Source organism: Myxococcus sp. AM010, from assembly GCF_013372585.1.
Classification (GTDB): domain Bacteria; phylum Myxococcota; class Myxococcia; order Myxococcales; family Myxococcaceae; genus Myxococcus; species Myxococcus vastator.
Window position 1 is genome coordinate 25,717 of sequence record NZ_JABXEO010000067.1, and the last position, 25,976, is coordinate 51,692.

Consider the following 25,976-nt stretch of genomic DNA (forward strand, 5'->3'; position numbering starts at 1 on the left):
TGCCCAATGCCTCTCGGCATCACATTGAGCGTGACGGGGGCGGCGCCCTGCCGGACGCCCTTGGCCAGCAGGTGCGTAGCCGCCATCACATGGAGTTCCCCGCCGCCTCGCCCTCCGCCGCATTCAAGGCCACGGGAAGACGTGGGGGCAGGAAGAGGCCACAGCCCATGTGACGCCGTCCGCCGAGTCCCCGCTCCTGGAGCACCAGGGAGGACTCGGGTGACAGCCCGCTCACGGTGAGCGCGAAGCCGATCACCTTGCTCCCGGCGATGGCGACCATGCGCCGCCGCCCCACATAGGGCGTCCCGGAACACCCCAGCGCCGCCATGAATCTCAGCGTGGAGGCCTGAAACGTCGCCTCGTCCATCGCGTGCTTGAAGGTGACGATTCGCGCCGAGAGCGTCGTCGGTGTCGCCAGCAGCGGGTAGACGGTGGGCATTCCCAAGCGCAGCGCCTGGCCCGCGAGCGCCAGCGAGCTCCCAGCCAGCGCCAGGAGGTCCGGGAGCGCCTCCGGGCCACAGCGTAACCGCAGCGTACCGCTCTCCATCCGGAGCCATTGCCTATCCATCCGGGTCCCGCGCAGATTGAAGACCCCCACATCCTTGCGTTCATGCAGTCCGGGAACGCGACGGGAGAGCGAAGAAAACAGGGGATAGGCATGGTCAATCGGCACCGGGCCGCCCTGAACGGGGAACAGCAGGTCAATGGCAGGCATGTGAAGGACCTCTCCGGAGGGTGCTGCACTCAGAACAAGGCGTGTGGGCTGGAATCGGCGGCATGACGTTCACCCCGTCTGCAGCGTGAGCGCGGGCGCGTAGCGCCCATCCCCGGTGCGCTCGTAGGACACGACGGGGCCCACGGCGTTGAGCCGCTGCCCCAGGAACACGCAGCACGCGGCGGGGGCGTAGAGGATGAGGTGCGTGCTCGCCGTGCGCAGCTCGTTGCGCGCGCGCCGGAGCTGCTCACGCGCCTGGACGGCGAAGGCCACCGCGTCCGCGGCCGAGCCCACGGCGCCGTCATGCGGCCCGTCCTCCGGCTCCAGGTAGAGCACAGCGCGGAAGTGCCCCGGCCGCTCGGCCATGAAGCGCTCCACGTCCGCGCGCGCGTCCCCCGTCAACTGGAACACCACCAGCAACCCCGTGGCGTCCGCGTCGCCCTCGTGCCCGGTGACCCGCAACCTGCGCGAGGACGGTTTCGCGTCCGAGCGCCACAAGAAGGTCTCCCCTCGCGTGGGCTGCTCGACGCGGAAGCGGTAGCCGCCCACCTCCGGGAAGTGGAAGCCCACCGCCAGCACCGTGCTCAGCGGCAGCTTGCCCCGCAGGTCAATCAACGCGCCGTCAGGCCGCCTCGACAGTCGCTGTCGCGCGGCCAGCAGCGAAGGCAGCAGCGCGTCCCGCCACACCGCCTCCGACGGCACCGTCCGCGTGTCGCGGTCGTAGTGCGGCGTCCAGTCCAACTCCTCGGTGGGTGGCTGCTCCCACACGCGCCGCGCCCACCCATGAATCCAGAGGCTCACGGTGGGCGCGTCCTCGCGTGAGGCCAGCAGCCCCCACGCGCGCAGGGCCTCCCGCAGCGACTCCGGGGTGACGTACTTCCTGCCGCCACCGACCTCAATCCACTCCCGGAGCCCGTCCATCGCGATGGCTCGCGGCTGCCGTCCCATGCGCAGGCCCAGCCGCCCCATCCGGTCGTCCACCTGCTCCTCTACGTCGGCGATGCCGCCCACGCCGAGTCGCAAGCGCAAGTCCTTGCAGAACGCCCGCAGCGTCTCGGCCGGCACCCCGAGCCCTTGCTCCCACGCCGCCCAGTGCGCCTTCAGGGCGCCTCGCTGCGGCTGGACGAAGAACGCGTCGGTGAAGCAGTGGTCCCTGCCATGCAGATAGCGCCCCAGGTCCGACGCCGACGCCCAGTTGCTCAACAGCCAGACTTCGACGGGCCCCAGGGGCCGCAGCACCAGCCAGCTCTCCAGCAGCTTCCGCAGCAGGGAGCGGCCCACACGAGGCGGCGTCACCAACCCCGCCAGGGAATAGGTGTCCCGGTGGTCGACGTGCCACTTCACCTGCATGTACCGGCTGGCCACGCCGACACCGGGCCGGGCGTGCAGCGTCACGTCGTCCGCCGAGCCCGCCGCCGGGTGCTCGACATAGCCGTGCGAGAAGGGACTGCCCGCGTCGAGCAGCCGGAGCAGCTCGTACCAGCTCAGCAGGTGCTGATAGCGGTCGCCCTCCAGCCGAGACGCGCTCTGCTCTCCCATGACGTTCCCTCATAGCGACGCCAGGGACGGCGGTGGATACCTCTCCAGGGGTATGGAAGGCGGCGCTCGAAGTGGAAGACGCCAACACGCGGGGCACCCCATCGCGGGCCCGGTGCTTTTTCTTCCGGCGTGTGGCGGAGGTATCCCCGACGACCGCTGAACGTCCTGCGCGAACCTGACTACCTTTCAGGTAGACATCGCCCATTCCAAGGTGCCAGACGGAGGCGCGTTCAGGCGTCCCGCCGTGTCATCCCTGTCGAGTAGGTTAGAACCCTGGAGGTTGCCCCTGCGTGTTCCCCCCTGGCTCGTTGGTGATGACGGCGGTGGTGCTCCTGTTGGGTTCGGCGGCGCTGGCCCAGACGCCGAACACGAAACGCTGGCGGCGTGTCGAGCGGGCCGTGGCCCTGAGCGCGGGCGCGGGTGAGCCCGTCCAGCGGCTCCGGCTGGCGCCCGGCGCGGTGACGACCGTGCTGCTCGACTCGGACGCCGCGCTGGAAGGTGAGCTGCCCGAGGCCCTGCGCGGCCTGTTCTCCCGGCTGGACGTCACCGGGACGCACCTGCTGCTCCAGCCCGCCGTCGCCATCCCAGCCAAGGGCGTCCCGCCCCTGGTGCTGCGCTTCACGGACGCAGCCGCGCCACAGCGGCTCGTCCTGGAGCTGACCACCGAAGGCAACGTGGTGGACTCGGTCGTCGACGTCCGGCGCCACCCCGCCACCGTGGCCCAACTGGAAGCCGAGCTGGTGGCGTTGCGTGAGCGCAACGCACTGCTGGAGGCCCGGCTGGCCACGGCGCGTCGGCCGCTGCCACAACCGGGGCTCGCGAGCGCCATCCTCTCCGGCGCCATTGGCCACGAGAGGGTTCTCTTCAAGTGGATGGATGACCCAGTCGGCGAAGCGGGGCTCAAGGTCCTCAAGCTTCGCAGCTATCGCTCCGGCGCGTGGGTGGCGCTCGCGGTGAAGTTGGAGAACCCACCGGGCGAGGCGCCCTGGCAGCCGGGCATCGCGCGGCTGACAGCGCTGGACACGAAGGGGCGCCCAACAGGCGACACGATGGAGCTGCCCCTGCTGTTGAAGGAGCCGCGTCTGCGACCCGGACAGAGCGCAATCGCTGTCGTGCAGTGGCCCGCCCCCACGCGCCCGCCACCCGCCTACGCGCTGGAGCTTTGGGACACGGGCCGGCGCCGCGGCGCGCGCTGGGCGCACCTGAAACCGTAGACGTGCTCGGCAGCCTTGAAGGAATCCGTCATGCGACTGGAGTCGAACGCAGCTACCCCAGGCCCCCTCGTGCTGTCTCCACAGGCCCTGCCTTCCGGCACCCGCGTGGAGGGCTGGCGGGTGGAGCGCCGCATCGGAGGCGGTGGCAACGGCACGGTGTATGAAGTGCGCTCGCGCCCCGAAGGCCGCAGCTACGCGCTCAAGCTGGCCCACGCCCCCGGCGACCCCCGCTTCCAGCGCGAGGCACGGACGCTTCACCTGCTTCGTCACCCGGGCGTGGTGCGGCTGCAAGCGACGGGAACCTGGCGCGCAGGGGCCTCCGCCTATCCCTACCTCGTGATGGAGCATGTGCGAGGCAACACGCTGTATGACTGGTCTCGGGCGCGCAATCCGACGGCGCGGCACGTCGCCGGACTGCTGGTGCAGGCCGCGTGGGCCTTGGACGCCGCGCATCGCAAGCAGGTGCTTCACCGCGACTTCAAGGGGGAGAACCTCCGCGTCGAGGAGCACGGGAGGCTGGTGGTGCTGGACTGGGGCGCGGGCTGGCATCCCCGTGCCGCCCCGATCACCTCCGCCGCGCGGCTGCCGCCAGGGACCGGGCCCTATCGCAGCCCCCAGGCCATCCTCTGGAGCATGAAGGCTCCACGGCAGACCGCCCCCTTTGAGCACTACCCCTACACAGTGGCGGACGAGCTGTACGCGGTGGGCGTCACCTTTCACCGGTTGGTGGTGGAGCAGTATCCGCCGCTCGTCCTGGACACGGCGCACGCCCCAGTGACCTCCGCCACCTTGCGTGCCCTCAACCCGCGTGTGCCCAAGCCGTTCGCACGCTGGATTGAGGGACTGCTCGCGTTCGCCCCCGAGGCCCGGCCGCGCAGCGCGGGGGACCTCGCCCGGGAAGTCCAACGGGCCCAGGCGCACGCGGGCCCGGACTGGGACGTCCCGCTGTTCGGCTGGTACGAGGGGCCCTCCACGGCGACCCGCACGACACGCGACGAGGACACCTGGGGCCCCGTGGCACCGGGAGACGAAACGGCCCTGCTCCATGCGAGCGCCCTGCGCGCGGCCCGGGTTCAGCACCATCGCATGGGCCGCTGGCTGCGACGCCGGGTGTTCTCGGAGGTGCAGACGCAACCTCGCACGGACCCAACGAGCCCGCCGGAGCCGCGGCCCAAGAGCCGGTGGCCGCGAGTCGCCGGAGGCCTGACGTTGGTTGCGTGCATGGCTTGGGGACTGATGCTCCTGGGCCCGCCGCATGGCGCGCCCGCTCCGTCCCATCCTGTTCAGCAACTGGCGCGCACCGCAGGACCAGCCGACACTGGCACACCCGCCACGGCCCTTCCGTATTCCACCGCCGAGCCGCCATGGCCGGGAGATGCCATGTCCACGACCGAGCCACTCGCGCGCTGCGCCCCCCGACTCCACCGTTACTTGCTGGCTGCATTCACAGCGGCCAGTCTCAATGCCTGCTCAGGCACGCAGGTCCGGCCCGAGCCCGCGCGCTGCCCCTCCGAAGCCCTGGAGTCCATGCGTCAGCTCGGGCTTGACCTGGTGCTTGGCGGGCACATCCAGTTCGACCTTCAGCAGCCGGACGACTCGTACCAGACGAACTACAGCATCGTCGTCAGCGACGGCCCCATCACCAGCCGACTCGATGAGCCCATGGGCCGCCTCCCGGTCAACACGCTCCTCTACGGGCGCATCTGGACGGGCGGCGAGAAGATCCAGGGCCGCTATACGCGCGTGAGGACGCCGGACGGCAGCGAGTACCCGGTGTGCTTCATCCTGGGCAACGAGACGGGCATGTCCAAGTACCCCGGCTCACGGCCCGGCCACACCCGCGCGCGTCCGTGGTCCAACGCCCACGTGGTGGACCACTTCCCCTGACGCCGCCGCCGGCTCATGGCGGTGAAATCGTCGAGGGCTTCTCCAGGACGCGCGCCTCGTTGCGCAGGCGCAGCTCGTTGCCCGCGGCGGAGAGGACCGCGGCGACGGGCACGGAGAGGAAGGCGCCGGCCACGCCGAAGAGCACGCCCCCGGCGGTGATGGACAGCAGGATGACCACCGGGTGCAGCGGCACCGCGTGTCCCATCACCAGGGGCTCCAGGACGTTGCCCTCCAGTTGCTGCACGCCCAGCACCACGGCCAGGACCAGGAGCGCGTCGAGCGGCCCGTTGGTGACGAAGGCCACCAGCACCGCGACCCCGCCCGCCAGGGTGGCGCCGATGACAGGGAAGAACCCGCCCACGAAGGTGAGCGCCGCCAGCGGGAGCACCAGCGGCACGCCGATGATGGCCAGGCCCGCGCCGATGCCCACCGCGTCCACCAGCGCGATGATGACGACGCCGCGCAGGTAGCCGCTGAGCGTCTTCCAGGCGCGCAGGCCCACCGCGCGCACCGTGTCCCTGCGCTCCGGAGAGGCCCGCGCCAGCACCCAGCCCCCGAGCTGCTCGGTGTCCTTCACGAAGAAGAACAGCAGCGCCAGTGTCAGCAGCCCGCCCGCCACGGCCTGCGCGGCGAAGTTGGCGCCCGCGAGGACGCCCGTGGTGATGCGCCCGGCGTTCGACTTCACGAAGTCGAGCCCCTGCTCGAACAGGCCGTCAAGCTGCTCCCGAGACACGGGGAGCTTTTGCGTCATCCAGTCGAGGAGGCCGTCCAACCCCGCCTGCACGTTCGAACCCGCCGCGCTGACCTGCTGGACGATGCGGGGCACGAGCAGGAACATCCCCGCCGCCCCCACCAGGAGCAGCGCCAGCAGCACCAGCACCGTCGCGAGCGCCCGGGGCACCCGGTGGGCGGACAGCCACCGGACGGGGGGATGCAGCAAGGTCGCCAGCAGCAGCGCCACCACGGCTGGAAGGACGATGAGGTAGAGCCGTGCCAGGAGCAGCACGAGCGCCACCACCGCCGCGGCGATGACGAGCAGCTTGCCGCTGAACAGCGCACCGCGCGTGAGCCAGGAGGGAGCTGAGGAGTCCAGGGTGGCCATGCGTCGCGCGAACCCTACGCACGACGCGGCGCATGGCACAGGGAGGCCACCTCCCGGTGTGGCCTCATGAACGGACGCGGCGGACGCGCGGCGGGAATCCAACGGATGGCCAGGGCGAGCCGCTACTCAACGGCGAGCCCGGCGGCAGCTCAGGGCACGTCCACCGGGACGGTCTGCATGAAGGGCACCTGGAGGTCCGTGGGGCGCATCAGCTCGGGGCGGCCACCCGGGGTGCCACCGTTCTTGTAGGTGTTGAGCTGACCGACGATGTTCCACTGCCCCGGCTGGCCGCCGGCCCCCTGGGAGTACTGGATGAAGGGCGTGGCGCCCGTCGGGTCGCCGTACTTGCCGGTGGGGTGCGAGTAGTCGCCAGGCGTGAAGCTCCCCGCCGGCCTGAGGTTCGGGTGCTGCGAGAGGAAGCCGTCCAGCTCCGCCTTGCCGTTCTTCGAGTAGTCCGCGTGGTGGAGGAACGACAGGTTGTTGTTCTTCGTGTCGTGCAGGGCGTGGACGGCGCAGCCGTTGAGCGCGCCCGTCACCACCGTGTTCGGCTCGCCCGGACGCGGGTGCAGCGGCACGCCCTGGATGCCCGCGAACTTGCCCTCGCCCGTGGAGAGGTAGTGCATGTAGTGCGCGGGGATGCCCTGGCCACCGGCGGGCGACACGGACAGGTTCGTGTTCCCCTGGTGCTGGTGGGCGTTGAGCGTCACCTTCGAGTCATTGGCGTTGACGAAGGGCTTCTGCGCGGTGGGCAGGGCCACGCCCTGGGGCGCGCCGCCCGGGAACATGTTGTAGGCGTTCAGCACGTTCTGCCCCGAGTAGCCCAGCGGGTTCGCGCCGAACGACGAGGTGACGTCCTTGCCCGGCTGCTGCGTGGGCGGGGTGTTCACCTTGCTGGTGGAGGGCTTGCTGCCCGGCGCGTCGAACCCGTCCTGGATGGGGCTCGGCTTGGGCGTGGGCTTCGACTCCACGGCCGGAGGGGCGCTCGGCTTGTTCGTCCCGCTGCCAGAGGCCGAGGGGCTCTTGGGGACGGAGGGGCTCTTGAACAAGCCGCCGAGCTTGATGCCTTTCATGGGAGGGACTCCTGAAGTCGATGGGGTTGAGGAGTTAACGGGGAAGCTTGCTGAACCCAACAGCAACTCCCGGGCCAGCCGAAGCGTCAGGGGCCGCACCCGGGAGGCCCTGTCAATCCCAGCGGTTGCGGGCCGCGGGTGGCGCCACGGCCCCGCCGCGTGCGCGCGAGCTGGTGACAGGCGTTCGTGCCCTGGTGACTCCCGTCACCACCCCCACGGCCTCGCCGCGCGGGCCGCCCCTCAGCCGCGCTGCCCACGTTTCGCGCGAGGCGCTGGCGGCTTCGCGCGGCTCCGGCCCCGCGGCGCCTTGGCCGGCGCGTCCGCATCCCCTGGCTCCTGGAGCGCGATGCGCCGCGCCCGCTCCGCCGCCGCGCGGACCGGGGGCGCGAGCACCTCTCCGGGCGCGGCCTCCGCGCTCCAGGACGCCGGCGCCCCCAACTGCCGCAGCACCGCGCCGTCGGCGGCAGGGGCGTCGAAGGTGAAGCTCAGCGCCGGCAGCGGCTCGCGCGGGGCGTCGTAGCTGGCCCGCGTCAGCTTGCCCGGCTTCACGCTTGGAATCACGGGCACGTCCGCCGCCGCCCGCCGCCGCTTCGCCGCGCCGCGCGGCGTGTCCCCCTCCCCGTCCGCGCCTGCTCCACGCGCGGCCCGCAGCGCGCTCAGCACCTGCTCCTTCGTCCGGCCGCGCAGCTCGAACAGGAGGAACGGGTCCCTGTCGAACGCCTCGCCCAGGACGTAGTGCGTCGCGGCGACGTGCTTGCACGGGTCGCCCCAGTCCGGACACGAGCACGCGGTCATCAGCTCCTTGCGGTTTCGGGGGAAGAGGCTGCCCCCCGCCGCGAGGAAGACGTCGTCGATGGCCTGGGGCATCGTCCCCGCGAGCAGCTCCGCGGCGTACTGCGCCCTGCCCGCCATCCCCGCGATGGCCTTCTCCCAGACGCCCTCGTCGAGTTGCTTGAGCGTCAACGAGATGGCATAGGGCTTCGGGCGCGAGCCCGTCACCCGCGCGGTCACCTTGCCGCGCTGGACGACCAGGTCATGCGTGCGCCCCGCCCGCGCATACGTCCGCCCCCGGGACAGCCGCCCCGAGTCTCCGCCCAGGACGCGCTCCAGCGCCTCCAGCCACCGCTGCCCCCACCAGGTGGTGCCCGCCTTCTTCATCTTGATGCCGTGCGCGGGCGGCGGGCGCTTCGGCGTGGACGGCCAGCCCCAGAAGTCCCTGCCGCTCATCGTGACACCGCCTTCTTCGCGCGCGTGCGGCCCTTCGAGCGCGGGGCGCGCGCGACGTCCCCGTCCTCCTCGCCTTCATCCGCGATGGCGCCCTCGGACAGGGAGAACAGCTCGCGCAGCGCGGCGGTGTCCAGCTCCGTCACCCAGTGCTCGCCCGTGCCCACGACGCTGTCGGCGAGCTGGCGCTTCTGGTCGAGCAGGCGGTCCACCTTCTCCTCGACGGTGCCCGCGCACACCAGCTTGTGGACCTGCACCGCGCGCGTCTGGCCAATGCGGTACGCGCGGTCCGTGGCCTGGTCCTCGACGGCGGGGTTCCACCAGCGGTCGTAATGGAAGACGTGGTTCGCCGCCGTCAGGTTGAGCCCCGTGCCCCCCGCCTTGACGGACAGCACGAAGACGCGCGGGCCGTGGGGCTCCTCCTGGAAGCGCCGCACCAGCTCATCGCGCGCCTTGCGGGACGTGCCGCCGTGCAGGAAGAGCACCTCGTGCCCCAGGCGCTCGGACAGGTGCGTCACCAGCTTGTCGCCCATCTCTCGGAACTGCGTGAAGACGAGCGCCTTGTCGCCAGCGGCCAGGGCCTCCTCCAGCATCTCCACCACGCGCGCCAGCTTCCCCGAGCGCCCCGGCAGGGGGCCGGACTCCCCCAGGTACTGCGCCGGGTGGTTGGCGATCTGCTTCGTGTACAGCAGCAGCGCCAGCACGCGGCCCCGGCGCTCCATGCCGTCGGCTTCCTCGATGCGCCGCAGCTCCTCGTCCACCACCGCCTTGTAGAGCGTGGCCTGCTCGCGCGTGAGCGTGCAGACGACCTTCATCTCGTTCTTGGCGGGCAGGTCGGAGATGATGGCCGGGTCGCTCTTGAGGCGGCGCAGGACGAAGGGGCTGACGAGGCGGCGCAGCCGGGCCGCGGCCTCCGGGTTGCCGTGGCGCTCGATGGGCAGCGCCAGCTCGCGCCGGAACGTCTCCAGCGGCCCCAGCAGGCCAGGGTTGGCGAACTCCAGGATGGACCACAGCTCCGCCAGGCGGTTCTCCACCGGCGTGCCGGTGAGCGCGAAGCGCTGGGTGGCGCGCAGCGCCCGGGCCGCGCGGGCGGTGGCGGACGCCGCGTTCTTGATGTTCTGCGCCTCGTCGAGCACCACCGCGCCCCACGCCACGCCCGCGAGCAGCGCGGCGTCCCGGCGCAGCAGGCCGTAGGTGGTGAGCACCACGGCCCCGGGCGCGCGAGGGAAGGCGCGCGCCGCGCGGGCCCGCTCGGCGCCGTAGTGGGGCGTCAGGCGCAGGGCGGGGGCGAAGCGGGCGACCTCGCGCTCCCAGTTGCCCACAACGGAGGTGGGGGCCACCAGCAGCGTGGGGCGCTGCTCGTCAGGCGCTTGTTCGAGCCGCCGCAGCAGGAAGGCCAGCACCTGCACCGTCTTGCCCAGGCCCATGTCGTCCGCCAGGCAGGCGCCCAGTCCCAGCGAGGCCAGCGTGTCCAGCCAGTGCAGGCCGCGCGCCTGGTAGGGCCGCAGCGTGGCGCGCAGCGCGCGCGGGGCGTCCTGGGCCGTGCTCCCGCCCTCGCGGAGCTGGCGCAGGCGCGCCTCCAGCGCCCCGGTGGCGAGCACGGTGACGGGGAGCCCGCCGTGGCGCGTCTCGCCGAGCAGGGACACGCGCACCGCCTCGCTCAGCGCCATGCGGCCGGGGCCCTGGGCGAGGTGACGCTGGATGGCGTCGAGCTCGTCGGGCGCCACCGCGACCCACTCGCCGCGGAAGCGCACCAGGGGCGCCTTGCGCCGGGCGAGCAGCGCCAGCTCCTGGGCGGTGAGCGGCTGGTCGCCCAGCACGGCGTCCCAGTCCACGCGCAGCAGCGCGTCCAGCCCGAGCCCGGCGGCGCCGCTGACCACCCCCGCGGCCTTCGTGCCCGCGCCCACGCGCATGCGCAGGCGCAGGCGGCGCCGGCCTGACGAGGTGAGCTCGCCCGGGACGATGACGCCGAAGCCCGCGTCGGAGAGCGCGCGGGCGCCTTCGGCGAGGAACGTCCACGCGGTGTCGGGCTCCAGCAGCAGGGCCTGGGGACGCGGGCTCTCCAGCACCAGGGACAGTGGGGGAAAGAGCCGGGCGGCGCGGCCGAGCGCCTCCAGCAGGGACTCCTGCGGGTCCCGGAAGGCGCGGCCGAGCTTCTCCAGGCTGCGCCCGCGCGTCTTCCAGACGTCCTCGGCCGGGACGAGCAGGCTCGGGTCGTCTGGGGACTGGAGGTGGAAGCTCAGCACGAAGGGCTCGCCGTCCGCCTTCGGGGGCTCCAGCCGGAAGCACGCGCGCAGCTTGTCCCGGGCGCCGAGCGCGGGTTCACTCCAGCGCGTCAGCTCGTCGACGACGGAGCGCTCGGCGAAGCCCTCCGGGGCGAAGTCGCGGTGGGCGCTGGTGAGCGCCTCGCGCCAGCGCTCGTCCCAGGTCGACGGGCGCCGGGATGGCAGCGAAGGAGCACCGCGCGCGGCGCGCACGAAGGCGTCGACGGTGGCGTCGAGGAAGGCGCGCAGCAAGGCGTCGGGGGCCCAGACGGCGCGGTCCGTCTTGGGGCCCGCGGGGACGGCGTGCGCGCCGGGCGGCATGCTCCGGGCGAGCGCGGCCACGCGGCTGGCGTCCTCGGGCGCGGAGAGCGCCGCGGCCCAGCGCGCCTCGATGCGCTCTCCCCGCCGCAGCAGGGTGGGCACCACGCGCTCACGCGCCACGAGCTCCAGCGCGAGCTTGCTGGCCAGCGTCCACAGGGCGATGGAGCCGGGGAAGGACTCGACCTCGGAGGCCCGCGTCACCGCGAGCCGCTCCACGGTGGAGACCCGGGGGAGCTGGCGCCCCTTGCATTCTTGGAGTCCCTCGGGCGTCACGAGCGACGCCGAGGCGTTGTCACCCAGCTCCGCCAGGTCGGCGAGCGCGCGCGGCAGGGGCTCGGGGCCCCAGAGGAACAGCGTCTCTGCGTCGGGGAGGAACACGAGCGGCATTGGCGAGAAATGTAGCGCCGGTCCCTTGCGGGCGGCGGGGGAAAGCAGGTCTGCGCGCATCCCTGTACGAACGTGCCCGGTCCTTGCGCAGCGGGGCCGCCAGGAAGTCGACACTACCCTCCGCCAACGGCCGCCCAGTCCTGGAAGACGTGGACCGGGTCGCAGAGGGCGTGGAGGCCGGTGCGGCCCCTGTTGCCAATCTGGACGCCGTGAAAGCGGGTGCCCTTCTCGCGTGCCTGCTCGACCCGGCGAGGCAGGCCGTCCGGCACCGGCCACTCGCCGTCGCTGACGAAGAGCACGTCCGCCCGCTTCCAATCATTGGCATCCAGGCGCTGGACCACCCTGGCCGTGACCTCGGCCACGTCGCTGCCGCCTCCGAAGGACTGCCCCAGGAACGTCAGCAGCCGCCCGAGCCCCTCCGCGGTCAGCGACAGCTCGAACTCCCGCACCTGGCCCGGGCCGCTGTAGTCGTAGAGGAAGCACCGGCGCTTCTCCGCGTGGGCCGTGCGGAGGGCCTCCAGCACCAGCGCCTTGCCCACGCGCTCCGGCACGCCGTGCATCGAGCCGGAGGTGTCGATGACAGTGATGATGGGACCACGCGTGGGGCGTGGGCCGCGTCGCTCGACGGACTCCTCGTGCTCACGCTCGACGAGCGTCCGCTCCACTTCAATCCCTTCGACGCGATACGTGAGCAGCGCGCGCTCCGCCCGGCGCGCGTGCCACAGGTAGCGGAGCTTGGGATGCCCGAGGTTGACCGCCTCCGCCGGCAGCATCCTCGCGAGCTCGCCGCTCCGCTCGATGCCCCGGGTCTCCGCTGGGATGTGCGGCGTCCAGGTCTCGCGGCGCTCCTCCTCCAGCCGCCGCATGGGGACGAAGATGGTCTCCGAGACGGTCTCTTCGGCGTCGCTCGCGTGCAGCCTCCCCAGCGAGCGGACGACTTCGGTGAGCTGCGGCAACTGCGCGACGAGCTCCCGGAGACGAACGAGGTCCATCCACCCCGTGTGCCGCAGCACGCCGAGGCTCAGGTCCCAGCCGCGCCCCATCAGCTCGCCGAGGTCACCGAACACGTCGGCAATCTCCGCCCACGCGCGCGTGCGCTCCCCCCACGCCGCGAGGAGGTCCGCGTCCTCCGCCGTGGGCCGTTGCGCGACCTCCCGCTCCGCCTGCTGGCGCAGCCGCGCGAGCGTGACCTCGTCGATGCGCGTTTCGGCGCGGGCCCGCCGCGCTCGCGCCGCCGCCTGGGCCTCCTGCTTCTCCAGGCGCTGACGTTCGAGCTGCTCCAGTTCGCGCAGACGCGCCGCGAGCTCCGCGCGGACCACCGACGCCTGACGCGTGAACGACGCGAGCACTTCGCGCAGGAAGGCGTCCACCAGCTCGGGCTGGCCCTTGCAGAAGCGGAGGAAGCCCAGGGACTCGGCGGCGCGTCGCGCGGGGGCGGCGATTTCGGGCGGTGGCCACGTCCCCTCCGGAGGGAGGCGGCCGTCGAGCAAGGCGTCACGCCATGCGCGGATCCCCCGGACCCGCTCCGGGAGCGTCCCGACGGGGAACGTGATGACCTCCTGGAGGAGCTGCTCGGGACAGTCGTCGAGGAACGCGTAGCCGCGCTCCAGCGCCCCGGCGTCAAAGGCGTCGCTCATCGAGGCGCTTCCTCGCGGGGCAGCATCTCGAAGCCCTGGCGGAGCTTGTCGAGCCGTCCCAGCAGCGTCTCCACCTCACGCCGCGTGGCCCCCAGGCTCCGCGCCGCGGGCTCGGCGAAGTCGTCCGTCACCCAGAGGTGCGCGCGGATGTCCGCGTCCAGGCTGGCGATGTGGGCCAGCAGTTGTTCCTTGTAGGTCTCCACCTCGCGCCGCAGCGAGGCCAGCTCCTTGAGACAGGCGTCGAGATGCGCCGCCTTCTGGCGCGTTGGCTCCATCAGTGGTGGAAGGTCCAGTTCCTTCATGAACCAGTTCGCCTGGTTCGCGAGGTAGGCGTCACGATTGGACCAGTGGGCGAACTGTCGTGAAGAACGGGAGGGGTCATGAACCCAGAGGGCATTCAGCTCGCCGAGCGTGAACCCATCTCCCGCGTTGGTGCGGTCCTTGATCTTGAAGTTGTTGCGCCCATTCCCGTAGTAGTCAGGGTCCTTCGGATAGGCATCGTGGGGCGCAAGGTAGAGCGACTCCCCGCCACGCTTGGCCTGAGCCCTGCTTCCCTTGTCGGTCGTGGGCTTCCCATCACTGTCCTTGAACAAGAGGTTCCCCTCGGCGTCGTGCGCCTGAGAGCGGCTGTCCTGGTCTCGCTTGAGCCTGCCCTCCCAGGACACCACGATGCGCGTCAGCCGGGACGGGTCCATCGCCGCGCTCGCGCCGGCCCTGGCCGCGTACCAGTCATGAACCTTGGCGCGCTGCTCGGGCTCGTTCCACAGGCAGTGCTGAAGCAGCCAGCAGTCCCAGATGGACACGCGGTCCCGTCCATTCGTGAGGGCCGACGTCTGGAGGAGCTTCACGACCTTCCGCCAGCGCCGGTCCGACACCTGGATGCCCTCGGCCGTACACCAGTCGCGCAGGTCCGCGAGCAGCACCACGACATCGTCCGGCACGGCCACCAACGCCACCGCCTGCCGTACCGCCGCCAGCTCTACGTCACTCAACCGGAGCTGCGGGGGAAGCTCCGCGCCCACGTCCCCCCGGAGCCCGAGCAGCGCGGGGAAGCCCGTCTTCGACACGGGCCCGACGTGACATCGCAGCAGGAACCGGTCGAAGAGCGCGCCGAGTTCCTCCTCTTTGGGCAGCTCGTTGCTCGCGCCCACCGCGCAGACCAGTGGGGTGGGCTCGCGACGCGCGCCGTTGTCGAACTCGCGCTCGTTGAGCAGCGTGAGGAGCGCGTTGAGGATGGCGCTGTTCGCCTTGAAGATTTCGTCGAGGAAGGCGATGGACGCCCTGGGCAGGTACGCCTCCGTGAGGCGCTCGTAGCGGTCCTCCTCCAGGCCCTTGATGGACAGGGGCCCGAAGAGCTCCTCCGGCACGGAGAACCGCGTCAGCAGCCGCTCGAAGTAGGTGGCCGGGTGGAAGGCCTGGTGCAGGCGGCGCGCGACCAGGCTCTTCGCCGTCCCCGGCGGCCCGATGAGCAGCAAGTGCTCCCCCGCGAGCGCGGCGAGCAGCGCGAGCCGGACCGGCACGTCTCGCTCGACGAGCCCGGTCAGCAGGCCATCGCGGAGCGCCTTGAGGCGGGTGGCGAGGTCGGACGGCGGTTTCTTCAAGGGTTCGGCCATGGCGTCTCCGGTCCGTGAATCGGCGTTGTCCTTTTGAGGACGTCACGAACGGCCCGAGGCCATCGGCCGCTCCGGAAGAAATCGGCAACGGCTCAAGCCCCGTCTACGTCCCGCGACAGGGCCGCCAGCCGCCGCAGGCCTGACCTCAGCCCCTTGAACTTCCCGGATGCGTCCGGGACACTCGATGACACGGGCACGCTTCAACTCGGACCAGGCCATGTCGAAGAAGAAGGACACGGGACATTTCGGGGACGCGGAACTCAACGACCTCCACCTCACCGTGAAGAACACGACCGAGGGAGGCGCCTGCCTCACCGGCCACACGGGCGACTTCTCCGGCTTCAAGAACAAAGTTTCCTGCAATTACCGGTATCAGGCCTACGAGCAGGCGGACAGCCACGGGGAAATCAAGGAGCGGCTGCACCGCTACAATGAGCATCCACCGGAGCGGCGCATCCAGACCTCCGCCTACCGGGCAAACAAGGGCGGCATGACGCCCGACCGCTACTGCGCCCACCTGGACATTCCGGAGCCCGGAGACTGGGACATCGGCGGTCCTCCGCGCGCCATCAAGCGAAAGACCTTCGCCAAGGGCAAGGTCCGCATTCCGGCTGGCTACAACTTCACGCAGGACACCTGGCCGTACTGGAACAACGCCCACCACCTGATTCCGAAGGGCACGTTGGACTCGGTCATTCAAGAGCAAGACGCCAAAGTCAGCAACATGATCCAAAAGGCATTGCTCAAGGCCAGATACAACATCAACCAAAAGAAGAATATGTTGATGATTCCGCAGGACCGAGAGGTCGCTGCGCTGCTCAACCTCCCACGCCACATCCAATTGAAGGATGACGATACGAAGTCGCTCCCGGCATCATGCACGGACCACCCCGTGTACAACGTCATGGTGAGCAGAATGACCGAGGGACTCAACCGAATCATCGAAAACTACAAGTCCATCTGCGAGAAAGAAACAAATAAAGATAAACACGGCATCCCAGACATAGAACTCGACAAATCCCGTCTGGAGGAACTGTCCGCACAGCTCCTGGAAATCATCCTCGCATGGGGGCGCACCGGCAACACAGGTCCGTCTTTGGATAAAAAATCCACCCAGCTACTGAAGACAATCACGCGCCCCTAGCCCAAAGAAACATGAACCACTACCTCATTCAACTCATGCCCCGGGAGAACCCTGACTACTGCTTCATCGACAAGTACCCCAAGGAGCTTGGACTTAAATCATACAAAATTGCCCATGGCGAACGACTTGGGCCCGACTACCCGGCAGACGCGCGCGTCTACATGGCCGACCGCTACAGCGGCATTCAGATACCTGACCTTGTTGAAAACGCCTGCGGAATGATCATCGTCAGCAAGCGCGTCAAGGAGCTCTTCGAGCGAACGATCAAGACACCCGTGGAATACCTTCCACTGACCATCTGCAACCACAAGAAGCGCGTTGCATCCTCGGACCACTTCATCGTGAACCCGATTGGCACTGTGGATTGTCTTGATTTGAAGGCATCGGACATCGTGTACCACAAAGACAAGGTGGTCGCTGTCCGCGACTTCGTGCTCGATCCAGCCAAGCTTGAACACGCACCACAACTCTTCAGAGTCCAAGAAGACTCCTACGCCTACATCATGAGCGAGCAGGTTCTGGAGGCGCTGCGCACGCTTGAGCCTCGGCCAACCAATTTCTTGCTGGAGCTACTCAACCTGAGCCCTTCCGAATAAAGGCCTGCGCTCCACCAACCAGTCTGCCTATCTCCTCCTTGCCCAAGTGCTGCTCAACTGACGCCGCAAGACGCCTCACCGCTCGGTCGCGCTGGTCACGACGGGCGACGGCGAGCTCTTACAATCCTCGGAGAGATTGCATCCGCGCGCGTCGTACGCCCTGCCGGTGAAGAATCCGACTGCGCACGGGGCGACGGCCTTCTCCAAAGTGCTCAGGCCAGCCTCCGCTGCTTCCAGCGATCAAAAAAGCCACGCCGCCGCGCCTGCCGCTTGCGCAAGGCTTCGAAGCGGGTGTTGAACAGCGACGGTGCACCGTGTCCCTTCGGCGAGCCTGCGTGAGCGTCCCGCCGGGGACCGGGAGACCTGGGGCAGGCGTCGAGCGGAGGTGCCGTGACGCGAGACAGTGGAGGTGAGCGGACCTGCTCCATTCGTGTCGCCGCGCGCCTTTGTTGAGGGCCGGGTAGTCCGGCTGGTTGTTGGCCGTCGCTGGAGGCGCACGTCAACGCGCCGCGCAGATTGATAGGCATCAAGGGAGAGTTCGCGTAGCGCGCAGGCCCGTGATGCGCTTGAGCGCTACGGCTCGTTCGCCTCTTTCAGGCAGTGGTCGACGCCTTCCGGCATCACGGCGGGCGGGACACATTTTCAACATCCCGTTCGAGTACACCATGGAGTGCTCAACGCCTTCCGGCATCACGGCGAGCGGGACCGCGATGGTCACCCAAAACTTCCGCAACATCCCCAAGGGTCCGTGCTCAACGCCTTCCGGCATCACGGCGAGCGGGACCACGCCTGTACGCCCTCGCAGGTATCACGACGCACTGAGTGCTCAACGCCTTCCGGCATCACGGCGAGCGGGACCCATTCTTGGCCTTCACCTTATCGATGAGGGCATCGAGGTGCTCAACGCCTTCCGGCATCACGGCGAGCGGGACCATTTCGTCTCCCCGTGGCTCTAAACCGAGGTTCGTGATTCTCGATCAGGTCGGAGAGCAGACGGGCGCGAAGCGAACGGGAAGAAAGAGCAGGGGCACCTCCCGTTCGGCTCTGTGTGCGCAGAAGACCTGAGAGCGAGAAGGCCCTGCCCCAGGGGCAAGGTAGGCCGTGGTTGAAGAGGAAGCAGCGTCAGGCGCTGCTTCGGTGGGGGGCCAGGAGTGGTTGCCCGCTGACCTACCGGAGGTGCCTGGCAGTGGCGAGCGCGGGGCGAGGGGCGTCGTGTCGCGCCACCGCGAAGGCGCTGGAGTGTGCCACCTCGACCGTGGTGGTTGCGGTGCGGCGCTACCAGGAGGGTGGGCGCCAAGCCCTTCGAGACAGAAGGGAGGGCAACGGACGCGCCAAGGTGGACGAGCGGTTTCGGGAGCGGCTCACCTGCGTGTTGGAGGGCACGCCCGAGGACTGGGGCTGGTGCCGTCCCACCTGGACACGCGAGTTGCTGTGCCAGGAAATGGCTCGCCGAGGACAGGTGCGCGTGTCCGTGGCGACCATGGGGCGCACCCTCGCCTCGCTCGGCGCCCGGCTCAAGGCGGCCAAGCCCATCGTCGAGTGTCCCTGGCCCAGTGGGAAGCGACAGCGTCGGCTCCACGAGCTGAAGTGTCTCGAGGTGTATGGGCCTCTCAGCGAGCCCGTTCTGCATGTGGACGAGGTCGACATCCACCTCAACCCCAAGGTGGGGCGCGACTGGTGCCTGCCCGGGCAACGACGGGTGGTGGTGACGCCCGGTAACAACCAGAAGCGCTAACCTGGCTGGAGCGCTCAATACGCGCACCGGGCAGCTGACGTGGGTGGAAGGCAGGTCCAAGGCAAGTGCCCTCTTCATCCAGTTGCTGTGGCGCCTGGCGAGTCAATACCGGCGCGCTCGCCGTATCCACCTCGTCCTCGACAACGCCTCGGTTCACTCCAGCAAGAAGACGCTCAAGGCGCTCGCGCATTTCGGCGGGCGACTCGTCCTCCACTTCCTCCCGCCGTACTGCCCCCAGGGCAATCGCATCGAGCGGGTGTGGCTCGACCTGCATGCCAACGTCACCCGCAATCACCGCTGCCGCACCATGGACCAGCTCATGGTCCGGGTGCATGCCTACCTCTCCGCTCGAAATGCCCAGCGCTCCGCCAGTCCATCCCTGCGACGAGTCGACCTCAGGCGCACATCCTGAGGCCGTTCGAGAATTACGATCCTTGGTTTAGCCTCATTCGCTCGTGCTCAACGCCTTCCGGCATCACGGCGAGCGGGACGGTGGGCGCACCGAGGGTCGTCCGCGAGGCCGACGGTGCTCAACGCCTTCCGGCATCACGGCGAGCGGGACCTGCTCGGGCGCAACGCCAACGAGACGACCAACGCGTGCTCAACGCCTTCCGGCATCACGGCGAGCGGGACAGTCCGACTCGGAGGGGTGCATCCCACCTTCACGAGTGCTCAACGCCTTCCGGCATCACGGCGAGCGGGACGGACCCAGTATCCCCGTATAGGTCCCGGAGTAGCGGTGCTCAACGCCTTCCGGCATCACGGCGAGCGGGACCTCATGGCCCGCGACAAGGCCTACGTCCGCCTGGCCAAGTTGTGCTCAACGCCTTCCGGCATCACGGCGAGCGGGACTAATCACCCTGGATGTGCCAGTAGATGTAGCCTTGTGCTCAACGCCTTCCGGCATCACGGCGAGCGGGACTACGGAAGACAACTTCCGGGAAATCACTCGGCGGTGCTCAACGCCTTCCGGCATCACGGCGAGCGGGACCTTACGAGTTTATGCAGAATGTTCAAGCCATGAGGTGCTCAACGCCTTCCGGCATCACGGCGAGCGGGACGACGTCTGGGTGGCCAACCGCCACCTGGGGCTTGACGTGTGCTCAACGCATTCCGGCATCACGGCGAGCGGGACACGAGGGCCCGAAGGCTGTGCATGACGCCATTGCCGTGCTCAACGCCTTCCGGCATCACGGCGAGTGGGACTACGGGTCCAAGTCACCTGGTCACCAGGACGCCATCGAGTGCTCAACGCCTTCCGGCATCACGGCGAGCGGGACCCTGTTCCAGGTCCTACAGAAAAGCGTGCAGTAGTGCTCAACGCCTTCCGGCATCACGGCGAGCGGGACCTGCGTGCGAGGCCATCGACCTGTCGCGGCTCCCCGGTGCTCAACGCCTTCCGGCATCACGGCGAGCGGGACTCGTGCGACGTGCTGGCCCAGCGGGCTGAGCGCGCGGGGTGCTCAACGCCTTCCGGCATCACGGCGAGCGGGACTCGAAGTGGCGGCAGAGGAGCAGGTGATCGAACTGACGTGCTCAACGCCTTCCGGCATCACGGCGAGCGGGACGGCCAGTCCGCGACAACGGTCATGTCCGGGTGGCGCTCGTGCTCAACGCCTTCCGGCATCACGGCGAGCGGGACCTGTTTGTCACCCGCAAAACAACGCCTCTCTGGAGTGCTCAACGCCTTCCGGCATCACGGCGAGCGGGACGCACCAGGCCCTGAGCGTCCTGAGCTGCTCCGGCCGGGGTGCTCAACGCCTTCCGGCATCACGGCGAGCGGGACCACCACCAGGGCCACTCCACGAAGCCACCAGCCAAGTGCTCAACGCCTTCCGGCATCACGGCGAGCGGGACGACGACGGCAACCAGCGCTCGCAACTCGCTGGAGTGCTCAACGCCTTCCGGCATCACGGCGAGCGGGACGACTAATGCCCCTAAATGTATCTACAGACCAAAAGGTGCTCAACGCCTTCCGGCATCACGGCGAGCGGGACGCATGTCGGGTATTCAGTTGGACGACATCGTGGTTGTGCTCAACGCCTTCCGGCATCACGGCGAGCGGGACACGCCAACCTCGATGAGCGGCACGGCGTTGCCGTGTGCTCAACGCCTTCCGGCATCACGGCGAGCGGGACCAAGGAGCCCGCCAACAAGAAATCCCTTGCCGCGTGCTCAACGCCTTCCGGCATCACGGCGAGCGGGACCCCACCATCAACCGCGTAAACGGGAAGGTCCTCATGTGCTCAACGCCTTCCGGCATCACGGCGAGCGGGACACGAGCACGGGCACCTTGGGCAGGTAGGCCGAGGGTGCTCAACGCCTTCCGGCATCACGGCGAGCGGGACGGGCGCGACTTGTCGAGCGCCTTCCAGGACAGCTTGTGCTCAACGCCTTCCGGCATCACGGCGAGCGGGACTACGCCGAGCGGTGCCAGGCGAAGTGGGAGGAAGACCAGTGCTCAACGCCTTCCGGCATCACGGCGAGCGGGACGACATCTTCAAAACAGGGGTCGCGCTCCTCAAGGAGGTGCTCAACGCCTTCCGGCATCACGGCGAGCGGGACTGATGAGTTCCACCCCTTCTAACCGCAGTCCGGAGGTGCTCAACGCCTTCCGGCATCACGGCGAGCGGGACGACCACCGCGTCCGGCGTGCGCAGCGCCTGGGCTTCGATGAGTGCTCAACGCCTTCCGGCATCACGGCGAGCGGGACTTGCCGCCGCGCCAAATGTGACGCGAAATCGAATTGAGTGCTCAACGCCTTCCGGCATCACGGCGAGCGGGACGGCTTCCGGGCGAGGCGCTCGAACTCGTGCCGCTCAAAGAGTGCTCAACGCCTTCCGGCATCACGGCGAGCGGGACAAGGTTTTTGAAGCCGAGCGTTTCAAGCCGCTCTTGGTGCTCAACGCCTTCCGGCATCACGGCGAGCGGGACGACAGGGCGTCCTCTCCCACCCGGACGGCGGACACCTGTGCTCAACGCCTTCCGGCATCACGGCGAGCGGGACTGCGACCGGGCAGGATACGTGTTCCGGCTTGACGGGTGCTCAACGCCTTCCGGCATCACGGCGAGCGGGACCCGCGCGAGCCAGAGCGACTGGGCCCGGCGTCACCAGCTGTGCTCAACGCCTTCCGGCATCACGGCGAGCGGGACGGGCGGGGGTTGGGGCGTGAGGTGACTCAAGCGGGCACGTGCTCAACGCCTTCCGGCATCACGGCGAGCGGGACGATTGGACCGAAGCGGAGAAGCGCGGCGACTTCATGGTGCTCAACGCCTTCCGGCATCACGGCGAGCGGGACCCGCCGCGGTCATCTTCTTGCGACGGGGCCAGGGGTGCTCAACGCCTTCCGGCATCACGGCGAGCGGGACCGAACCAGCACGTAGTCGAACGCGGTAGGCGCGGTGGCGTGCTCAACGCCTTCCGGCATCACGGCGAGCGGGACACATAAAGCCGGTGCTGTCCGTCCTCTACGGACGCGGGTGCTCAACGCCTTCCGGCATCACGGCGAGCGGGACAGCCCATCTGAATCTCCCAGCAGTTCCGCCAACTTACCACCCCCCTTTTCAAGCACCTCCCCCACCTTCACCAGGGTTGTGCCTCTCAGGCCCTACCCATAACTCCAAAACCCCTGGAATTACTCAGCTTTTCATCGATCATGCACCTATTCACCTGTCAAAGAGCCTCAACCCCCTGAACTCCCTGGGGAAATCGTCAATTTCCCCGGCACGGGCCGCCGCCACGGCGAGGTGCTTGAATGTCGAACACCATACAACACCCCCTCACACGGACGTCCCCATCCGCGCGAGCAGCGCTTCCCGTCGCGCTTCAAGCTTGGGGCTCTTGACGAGCGACCGCAACGCCCTGGCCCCAGCCTCGCGAGCCTCGGGCGCCAGGGAGACCAGCCGCGGCAGCCACTCCGCTTCAAACACAGCCAGCACCTGCTTCTGCTCCAGCCTGTCAGAGCGCCGAGCCTCCACCCACGCCAGGAACTCCGTCAGCGCGGGCGAGGCGCGCACGGGACGCCGGGGCTGCTGGATGGCGCAGGGCCCTTCCCGCTCAAGCCTGCCGTACCCCGCCGCCGTCTTTCCGCCCACCCCCCAGTGGCGCAGCGCCTCGTCCAACCGCCGCGCGGTCCACGCCAGGAAGTCCTCCGCCTGCGGATCCGCCTCCGTGCCCGGCGCCAGGCTCAGCGCCACGAGGAACCGGCCCCCGGGGCGCACCGACAAGAAGGACACGGGGTTGGGCGACTCATAATCGCTCGGCCAGTCTGCCTTGCCGCCGTACCAGGCGGGGTGATGGACCGTGAGCACGTCCCGGGCCAGGAACGACGGCGCGCGGTCCGGCCCCGTGGCGCGCGCGCTCGGCACCCACTGCGCGTCGTGGAAGATGACCTCGCCGCTGTGCGCCTGCTCCGGCGCGCCCTCCTCCCCTGGCACGCCGAAGAGCCTCCTGCGCTCCTCCTTCGCGCCGTCGCCGTACACCGCGCGCAGGTAGCCCGCGAGCACGCCCTTCAGCGACGAGCCCGGCACCACGGGCACGCCCCACGTGTGGTGCAGCGTCAGCCCCACCCCGGTGGGTGCTGCGTTGCCATGCCCCACCAGCAGGCGGCTCACCGCGCGCGCCGTGAAGCTCGCGGTGTAGGACTGCCGGAGCGCGTCCTCCCAGCGCTTGAACGCCTCCGCGTAGTCCTCCGGCTCGGGGTGCGCCTCCAGGCGGGACAGCCATTGCGCCCAAGGGCTGTCCGGGCCGTCGTGCTGCTTCTCCGGCGCATAGCGCTCGTACACGAGCCCCGCGTGCGCGTTCTCCCCGATGGTGCCCGCGACCCGCAGCAGCGCCTTACGCATCGCCGAGTCCCTCCGAGGGGAAGGTGGCCTGCACCGCGCGGCGGAACCACACCAGCAGCCGGAGCGACTCCCGCGTGGCCAGCATGTACGCGTCCAGCTCCAACTCGCGCACCGCGCCCGGCAAGCCCTTCTCCTTCAAGTCCCGCGAGGACAGCCCCGGGAGCCGTGCCCGCTCCAGGCACCACTCCAGGTCCTTCAACAGGCGCTGAGCGGCCATGTTGCTCCCGACCTCCCGCTCCAGGAACGCGAGCGCCGCCGCCAGCCCGTCTCGCAGCACCGCCGCCCCCAGGCCATTCACCCGGGGCTTGTAGTCCGCGCGCAGCGCCGGGACCTTGACCTCCCGCACCCGCGCATACGCATCCAGCGCGCGCTGCTGCTCCCGCGTCTGCCCCGTCATCGCGCACCTCGCGCAACCGGAGCGCGCCACGTCAGCAGCCGGCAGCGCCCGCGCCCCACGGTGGCCTTGCCCCCCAGTTGAAGCACCGTGCCCTCGCCGCCGAGCGCCGCGTCCAGCACCGCGTCCGCCGCCAGCTTGCTCGGCGCCGGATTGAAGCTGCCCGTGGCCCCCATCACCCCCACGAGCAGCGTCTCCGCGGGCAGGCTCTCCTCCGTCCAAAGCTGCCCCTTGGCCGCGGTGCCCGTGTCCGGGCAGATGCTCACGCGCGTGTCCACCTGCGTGGCCGTCTCCCACAGGAAGGACATCGTCTCGTCGTCCACCAGCACCAGCCGCTTCGTCAGGAGCGCTCGCTCGCCCTCCGGCAGCATCCCGGCCAGCCCCTGGGCCCAGGCGTCCAAGGCCGCGTCGTCCTCGGGCGTCACCGGCAGGTCCAGGTCCTCCAGGTACACGCGAGGCTCCGCCGTGTCTCCGCCGGACACGACGGCGCTGGTCTTCACGGAGGCGACGCGCGCGCGGCGCTGGGCCAGGGGCTCCACCTTCGGCCAGGCGCCCGCATCCCCGCCCAGGTCCCGCCGCGCGAGCGCGAGCAGCAGGGGCGAGGTCACCAGCGCGAAGGTGCCCACGAAGCTGCGCACCGGCAGGGCGAGCAGCCGCGCGTCCCCCACCACCAGCGCGCCCGCGTAGTCCCCGGGCTCGTCGCCCACCGGGCCCGGCTTCGTCCGCCGAGGCCCGAAGACGGCGTCGTGCAGGCCCCTCGCGTCGCCCGCCTCTTCGCGCGGCCGCCGCAGCTCGCGCAGCACGCCCTTGAGGGACGAGCCCGGGATGAAGGGGATGCCCGTGGCCTTCTGCCGCGCCAGGGGAAGGTCGATGACACCCACGCTCTGCCCGGTGCCGACGTGCAGCGGGGACAACGCGTGAAGAAGATAGGGTCGGCTCTCCATGCTCAGGCTCCTTGTCCGTGACGGGGCGGTTGCCACACGCCGGGCAGCACCTGCCCCAGCGCCTCCGCGTGGCCGCCGCCCCAGGAGGCCAGCCACAGCGCGCGCAGCTCGTTCGCGGTGAAGTCCCCACCGCCCTGCTTCTCGAAGAAGTAGACGGCGCCCGCGGGGACCCACCGCCGCGTGGGCCGGGGGCGCCGCCGCACCATGTCCCAGCCGGACACGTCCAGCGGCCGAGGCACCAGCGCGGCGCGCAGCACCACGGGCGCATCCAGCCCCGGCAGCCGGCCCACGTAGCGCGGAGGCGTCCCGTCCACGCGCTCGAAGCCGTCCGGCAACCAGCCGCGCTGGAACTCCGCGGGCGTGGCCAGCACCAGGCGCAGGCCGCGCGTCGTCCGGGCCAGCCCCTCCGGCATGGCGAAGAGGTCCGCGTCCAGCCGCTCCACGTCCGACAGCCGACGCCGTCCGCCCAGCCCCAACGGGCCACGAGGCAGCCCGCTCGCCGGGTCCGGCCACGCGCAGGACACGCCGAGCGCCCACTCCTCCAGCGTGAGGCGCCCCGCCTCCCGCGACTGGACGCGCAGGCACTCCACCACCTCGCGGGAGTGCAGCATCGAGTCCTGCGAGGCCTGCGTCTCCACGTCGATGGCCAGGTGGATGTCCGTGCGCGGCGGCGGCGACTCCCGCTCTGGCGCGGACGCGTCCTGCGCGCCGCGCAACCACGCCACCATCCTGGACTCCGGCCAGAACAGCGCGGACGGCAGGGGCTTGCCGCTCGCGCTCCGGCGGGGGTGCCACAGCGCCTCGCGGGCGTCGTCGTCATCGGGCCCCAGCGTCGCGGCGCCGCCGGGGTGGGGCTCCAGGCGCACCAGCCGCTCCGCGCCCGCCTCATCCAGGACGCGCACCGCGTCGGCGGGCGCGGGCCACATCCGGTGGGCCTGGGTGAAGGTCGTCTCGCCCAGCCCGCGGCGCAGCGCCACGAAGCGCTGGAGCGCCACTGGCGCGGAGTCCCGCTCCCACGTCTCCGGGGACAAGGCGCTGCCCCTGGCCGCCATGACGTCATGCCCCCAGGCGGCGCGCAGGGCGCCTCTCACGGTGGTGGGCAGGGGCCACGGCAGCGAGTACCCGCGCCCCACCTCCGAGGTGTACCAGCCCCGCCCGTCCTTGGCCGACAACCCGTCGCGCGGCAGCAGCGCGAAGCACGCGTCCCTCATCTCGCACCGTAAGCGTTCAGGTGGGATGGGCGGCTGAAGAAGGAGCAGGCCAGCAGCCGACGGGAGGCTCGTCGCTCGCTGACGCGGCGTGGGGCATGGGACACGACGTGTCGTGGCCGAGGTCGACCCCAAGG

18 protein-coding genes and 2 CRISPR repeat arrays are annotated in these 25,976 nt (G+C 70.0%); of the genes, 6 read left to right on the top strand and 12 right to left on the bottom strand.

Annotated elements, in window-relative coordinates; genetic code table 11:
* Nucleotides 1–85: 85 nt before the first annotated feature.
* Nucleotides 86–715 carry a type I-MYXAN CRISPR-associated protein Cas6/Cmx6 gene (gene cas6, locus HV826_RS26295; protein ID WP_176419722.1) on the bottom strand — a complete coding sequence of 210 codons (630 nt, stop codon included), beginning with the start codon at nt 713–715 and terminating at the stop codon, nt 86–88.
* 69 nt (nt 716–784) lie between these two features.
* A complete protein-coding gene (locus HV826_RS26300; RefSeq protein WP_176419723.1) occupies nt 785–2,254 on the bottom strand; it encodes an SAVED domain-containing protein in 1,470 nt (489 codons plus the stop codon).
* Between the two features lie 290 nt (nt 2,255–2,544).
* Here HV826_RS26300 and HV826_RS26305 point away from each other — a divergent pair, with 290 nt between their 5' ends.
* A complete protein-coding gene (locus HV826_RS26305; RefSeq protein ID WP_176419724.1) occupies nt 2,545–3,468 on the top strand; it encodes a DUF2381 family protein in 924 nt (307 codons plus the stop codon).
* A gap of 30 nt (nt 3,469–3,498) precedes the next feature.
* Nucleotides 3,499–5,355: a serine/threonine-protein kinase gene (locus HV826_RS26310; protein WP_176419725.1), complete on the top strand. Its 1,857-nt coding sequence runs from the start codon at nt 3,499–3,501 to the stop codon at nt 5,353–5,355.
* A 13-nt stretch (nt 5,356–5,368) separates the two neighbouring features.
* Here the strand turns inward: HV826_RS26310 and HV826_RS26315 are convergent, their stop codons facing one another.
* From HV826_RS26315 to HV826_RS26340, 6 genes are all read right to left on the bottom strand, one after another.
* Nucleotides 5,369–6,457, bottom strand: coding sequence for an AI-2E family transporter (locus tag HV826_RS26315; RefSeq protein WP_255217423.1), 1,089 nt, complete (start codon nt 6,455–6,457; stop codon nt 5,369–5,371).
* Between the two features lie 149 nt (nt 6,458–6,606).
* On the bottom strand, nt 6,607–7,527 hold the full coding sequence (locus HV826_RS26320) for a hypothetical protein (protein ID WP_176419727.1): 921 nt from the start codon (nt 7,525–7,527) through the stop codon (nt 6,607–6,609).
* Nucleotides 7,528–7,767: 240 nt separating this feature from the next.
* Nucleotides 7,768–8,754, bottom strand: coding sequence for an SWIM zinc finger family protein (locus tag HV826_RS26325; protein ID WP_176419728.1), 987 nt, complete (start codon nt 8,752–8,754; stop codon nt 7,768–7,770).
* Nucleotides 8,751–11,723 carry a DEAD/DEAH box helicase gene (locus HV826_RS26330; protein WP_176419729.1) on the bottom strand — a complete coding sequence of 991 codons (2,973 nt, stop codon included), beginning with the start codon at nt 11,721–11,723 and terminating at the stop codon, nt 8,751–8,753. Before HV826_RS26330 ends, HV826_RS26325 begins: the two co-directional genes overlap by 4 nt.
* Nucleotides 11,724–11,836: 113 nt before the next feature.
* The gene (locus HV826_RS37880) at nt 11,837–13,360 is read right to left on the bottom strand and encodes a VWA domain-containing protein (RefSeq protein WP_176419730.1); all 1,524 of its coding nucleotides are present in this window, start codon (nt 13,358–13,360) and stop codon (nt 11,837–11,839) included.
* Nucleotides 13,357–14,973 (bottom strand): AAA family ATPase, encoded by a 1,617-nt coding sequence (locus HV826_RS26340; RefSeq protein WP_176419731.1) that lies wholly within the window; start codon nt 14,971–14,973, stop codon nt 13,357–13,359. The genes HV826_RS37880 and HV826_RS26340 overlap by 4 nt, the downstream gene beginning before the upstream one ends.
* 217 nt (nt 14,974–15,190) lie before the next feature.
* Here HV826_RS26340 and HV826_RS26345 point away from each other — a divergent pair, with 217 nt between their 5' ends.
* The 4 genes from HV826_RS26345 (at nt 15,191) to HV826_RS37460 (ending at nt 18,860) form a co-directional block, all read left to right on the top strand.
* Nucleotides 15,191–16,117 (top strand): AHH domain-containing protein, encoded by a 927-nt coding sequence (locus HV826_RS26345; RefSeq protein ID WP_176419732.1) that lies wholly within the window; start codon nt 15,191–15,193, stop codon nt 16,115–16,117.
* Nucleotides 16,118–16,128: 11 nt separating this feature from the next.
* Complete coding sequence (locus tag HV826_RS26350) at nt 16,129–16,713, top strand: imm11 family protein (RefSeq protein ID WP_176419733.1); 585 nt, start codon at nt 16,129–16,131, stop codon at nt 16,711–16,713.
* Nucleotides 16,714–17,313: 600 nt separating this feature from the next.
* Nucleotides 17,314–17,646: a CRISPR direct-repeat array (repeat unit 36 nt; unit sequence GTGCTCAACGCCTTCCGGCATCACGGCGAGCGGGAC).
* 253 nt (nt 17,647–17,899) lie between these two features.
* Nucleotides 17,900–18,448 (top strand): helix-turn-helix domain-containing protein, encoded by a 549-nt coding sequence (locus HV826_RS37455; RefSeq protein WP_368670992.1) that lies wholly within the window; start codon nt 17,900–17,902, stop codon nt 18,446–18,448.
* 43 nt (nt 18,449–18,491) lie between these two features.
* Nucleotides 18,492–18,860: a transposase gene (locus tag HV826_RS37460; RefSeq protein ID WP_368670993.1), complete on the top strand. Its 369-nt coding sequence runs from the start codon at nt 18,492–18,494 to the stop codon at nt 18,858–18,860.
* 43 nt (nt 18,861–18,903) lie between these two features.
* A CRISPR array of direct repeats spans nt 18,904–21,964; the repeat unit is 36 nt; unit sequence GTGCTCAACGCCTTCCGGCATCACGGCGAGCGGGAC.
* Between the two features lie 264 nt (nt 21,965–22,228).
* Here HV826_RS37460 and cmr6 read toward each other — a convergent pair.
* From cmr6 to HV826_RS26375, 4 genes are read right to left on the bottom strand one after another with little or no spacing between them, the layout of a single operon-like run.
* Nucleotides 22,229–23,293, bottom strand: a complete 1,065-nt coding sequence (gene cmr6, locus HV826_RS26360; RefSeq protein ID WP_176419734.1) for a type III-B CRISPR module RAMP protein Cmr6 — start codon at nt 23,291–23,293, stop codon at nt 22,229–22,231.
* Nucleotides 23,286–23,690, bottom strand: a complete 405-nt coding sequence (cmr5, locus tag HV826_RS26365) for a type III-B CRISPR module-associated protein Cmr5 (protein WP_176419735.1) — start codon at nt 23,688–23,690, stop codon at nt 23,286–23,288. The genes cmr6 and cmr5 overlap by 8 nt, the downstream gene beginning before the upstream one ends.
* The gene (gene cmr4 / locus HV826_RS26370) at nt 23,687–24,631 is read right to left on the bottom strand and encodes a type III-B CRISPR module RAMP protein Cmr4 (protein WP_176419736.1); all 945 of its coding nucleotides are present in this window, start codon (nt 24,629–24,631) and stop codon (nt 23,687–23,689) included. The genes cmr5 and cmr4 overlap by 4 nt, the downstream gene beginning before the upstream one ends.
* Nucleotides 24,632–24,633: 2 nt before the next feature.
* Nucleotides 24,634–25,842 (bottom strand): type III-B CRISPR module-associated Cmr3 family protein, encoded by a 1,209-nt coding sequence (locus tag HV826_RS26375; protein WP_176419737.1) that lies wholly within the window; start codon nt 25,840–25,842, stop codon nt 24,634–24,636.
* Nucleotides 25,843–25,976: the final 134 nt, after the last annotated feature.

Coding starts and splice junctions, on each gene's coding strand:
- cmr5 (WP_176419735.1), bottom strand. CDS start 23,690: ATGACGGGGCAGACGCGGGAGCAGCAGCGCGCGCTGGATGCGTATGCG.
- HV826_RS26320 (WP_176419727.1), bottom strand. CDS start 7,527: ATGAAAGGCATCAAGCTCGGCGGCTTGTTCAAGAGCCCCTCCGTCCCC.
- HV826_RS26315 (WP_255217423.1), bottom strand. CDS start 6,457: ATGGCCACCCTGGACTCCTCAGCTCCCTCCTGGCTCACGCGCGGTGCG.
- HV826_RS26340 (WP_176419731.1), bottom strand. CDS start 14,973: ATGGCCGAACCCTTGAAGAAACCGCCGTCCGACCTCGCCACCCGCCTC.
- cmr6 (WP_176419734.1), bottom strand. CDS start 23,293: ATGCGTAAGGCGCTGCTGCGGGTCGCGGGCACCATCGGGGAGAACGCG.
- HV826_RS37880 (WP_176419730.1), bottom strand. CDS start 13,360: ATGAGCGACGCCTTTGACGCCGGGGCGCTGGAGCGCGGCTACGCGTTC.
- HV826_RS26310 (WP_176419725.1), top strand. CDS start 3,499: ATGCGACTGGAGTCGAACGCAGCTACCCCAGGCCCCCTCGTGCTGTCT.
- HV826_RS26350 (WP_176419733.1), top strand. CDS start 16,129: ATGAACCACTACCTCATTCAACTCATGCCCCGGGAGAACCCTGACTAC.
- cmr4 (WP_176419736.1), bottom strand. CDS start 24,631: ATGGAGAGCCGACCCTATCTTCTTCACGCGTTGTCCCCGCTGCACGTC.
- HV826_RS26300 (WP_176419723.1), bottom strand. CDS start 2,254: ATGGGAGAGCAGAGCGCGTCTCGGCTGGAGGGCGACCGCTATCAGCAC.
- cas6 (WP_176419722.1), bottom strand. CDS start 715: ATGCCTGCCATTGACCTGCTGTTCCCCGTTCAGGGCGGCCCGGTGCCG.
- HV826_RS26375 (WP_176419737.1), bottom strand. CDS start 25,842: ATGAGGGACGCGTGCTTCGCGCTGCTGCCGCGCGACGGGTTGTCGGCC.
- HV826_RS26345 (WP_176419732.1), top strand. CDS start 15,191: ATGTCGAAGAAGAAGGACACGGGACATTTCGGGGACGCGGAACTCAAC.
- HV826_RS26330 (WP_176419729.1), bottom strand. CDS start 11,723: ATGCCGCTCGTGTTCCTCCCCGACGCAGAGACGCTGTTCCTCTGGGGC.
- HV826_RS26325 (WP_176419728.1), bottom strand. CDS start 8,754: ATGAGCGGCAGGGACTTCTGGGGCTGGCCGTCCACGCCGAAGCGCCCG.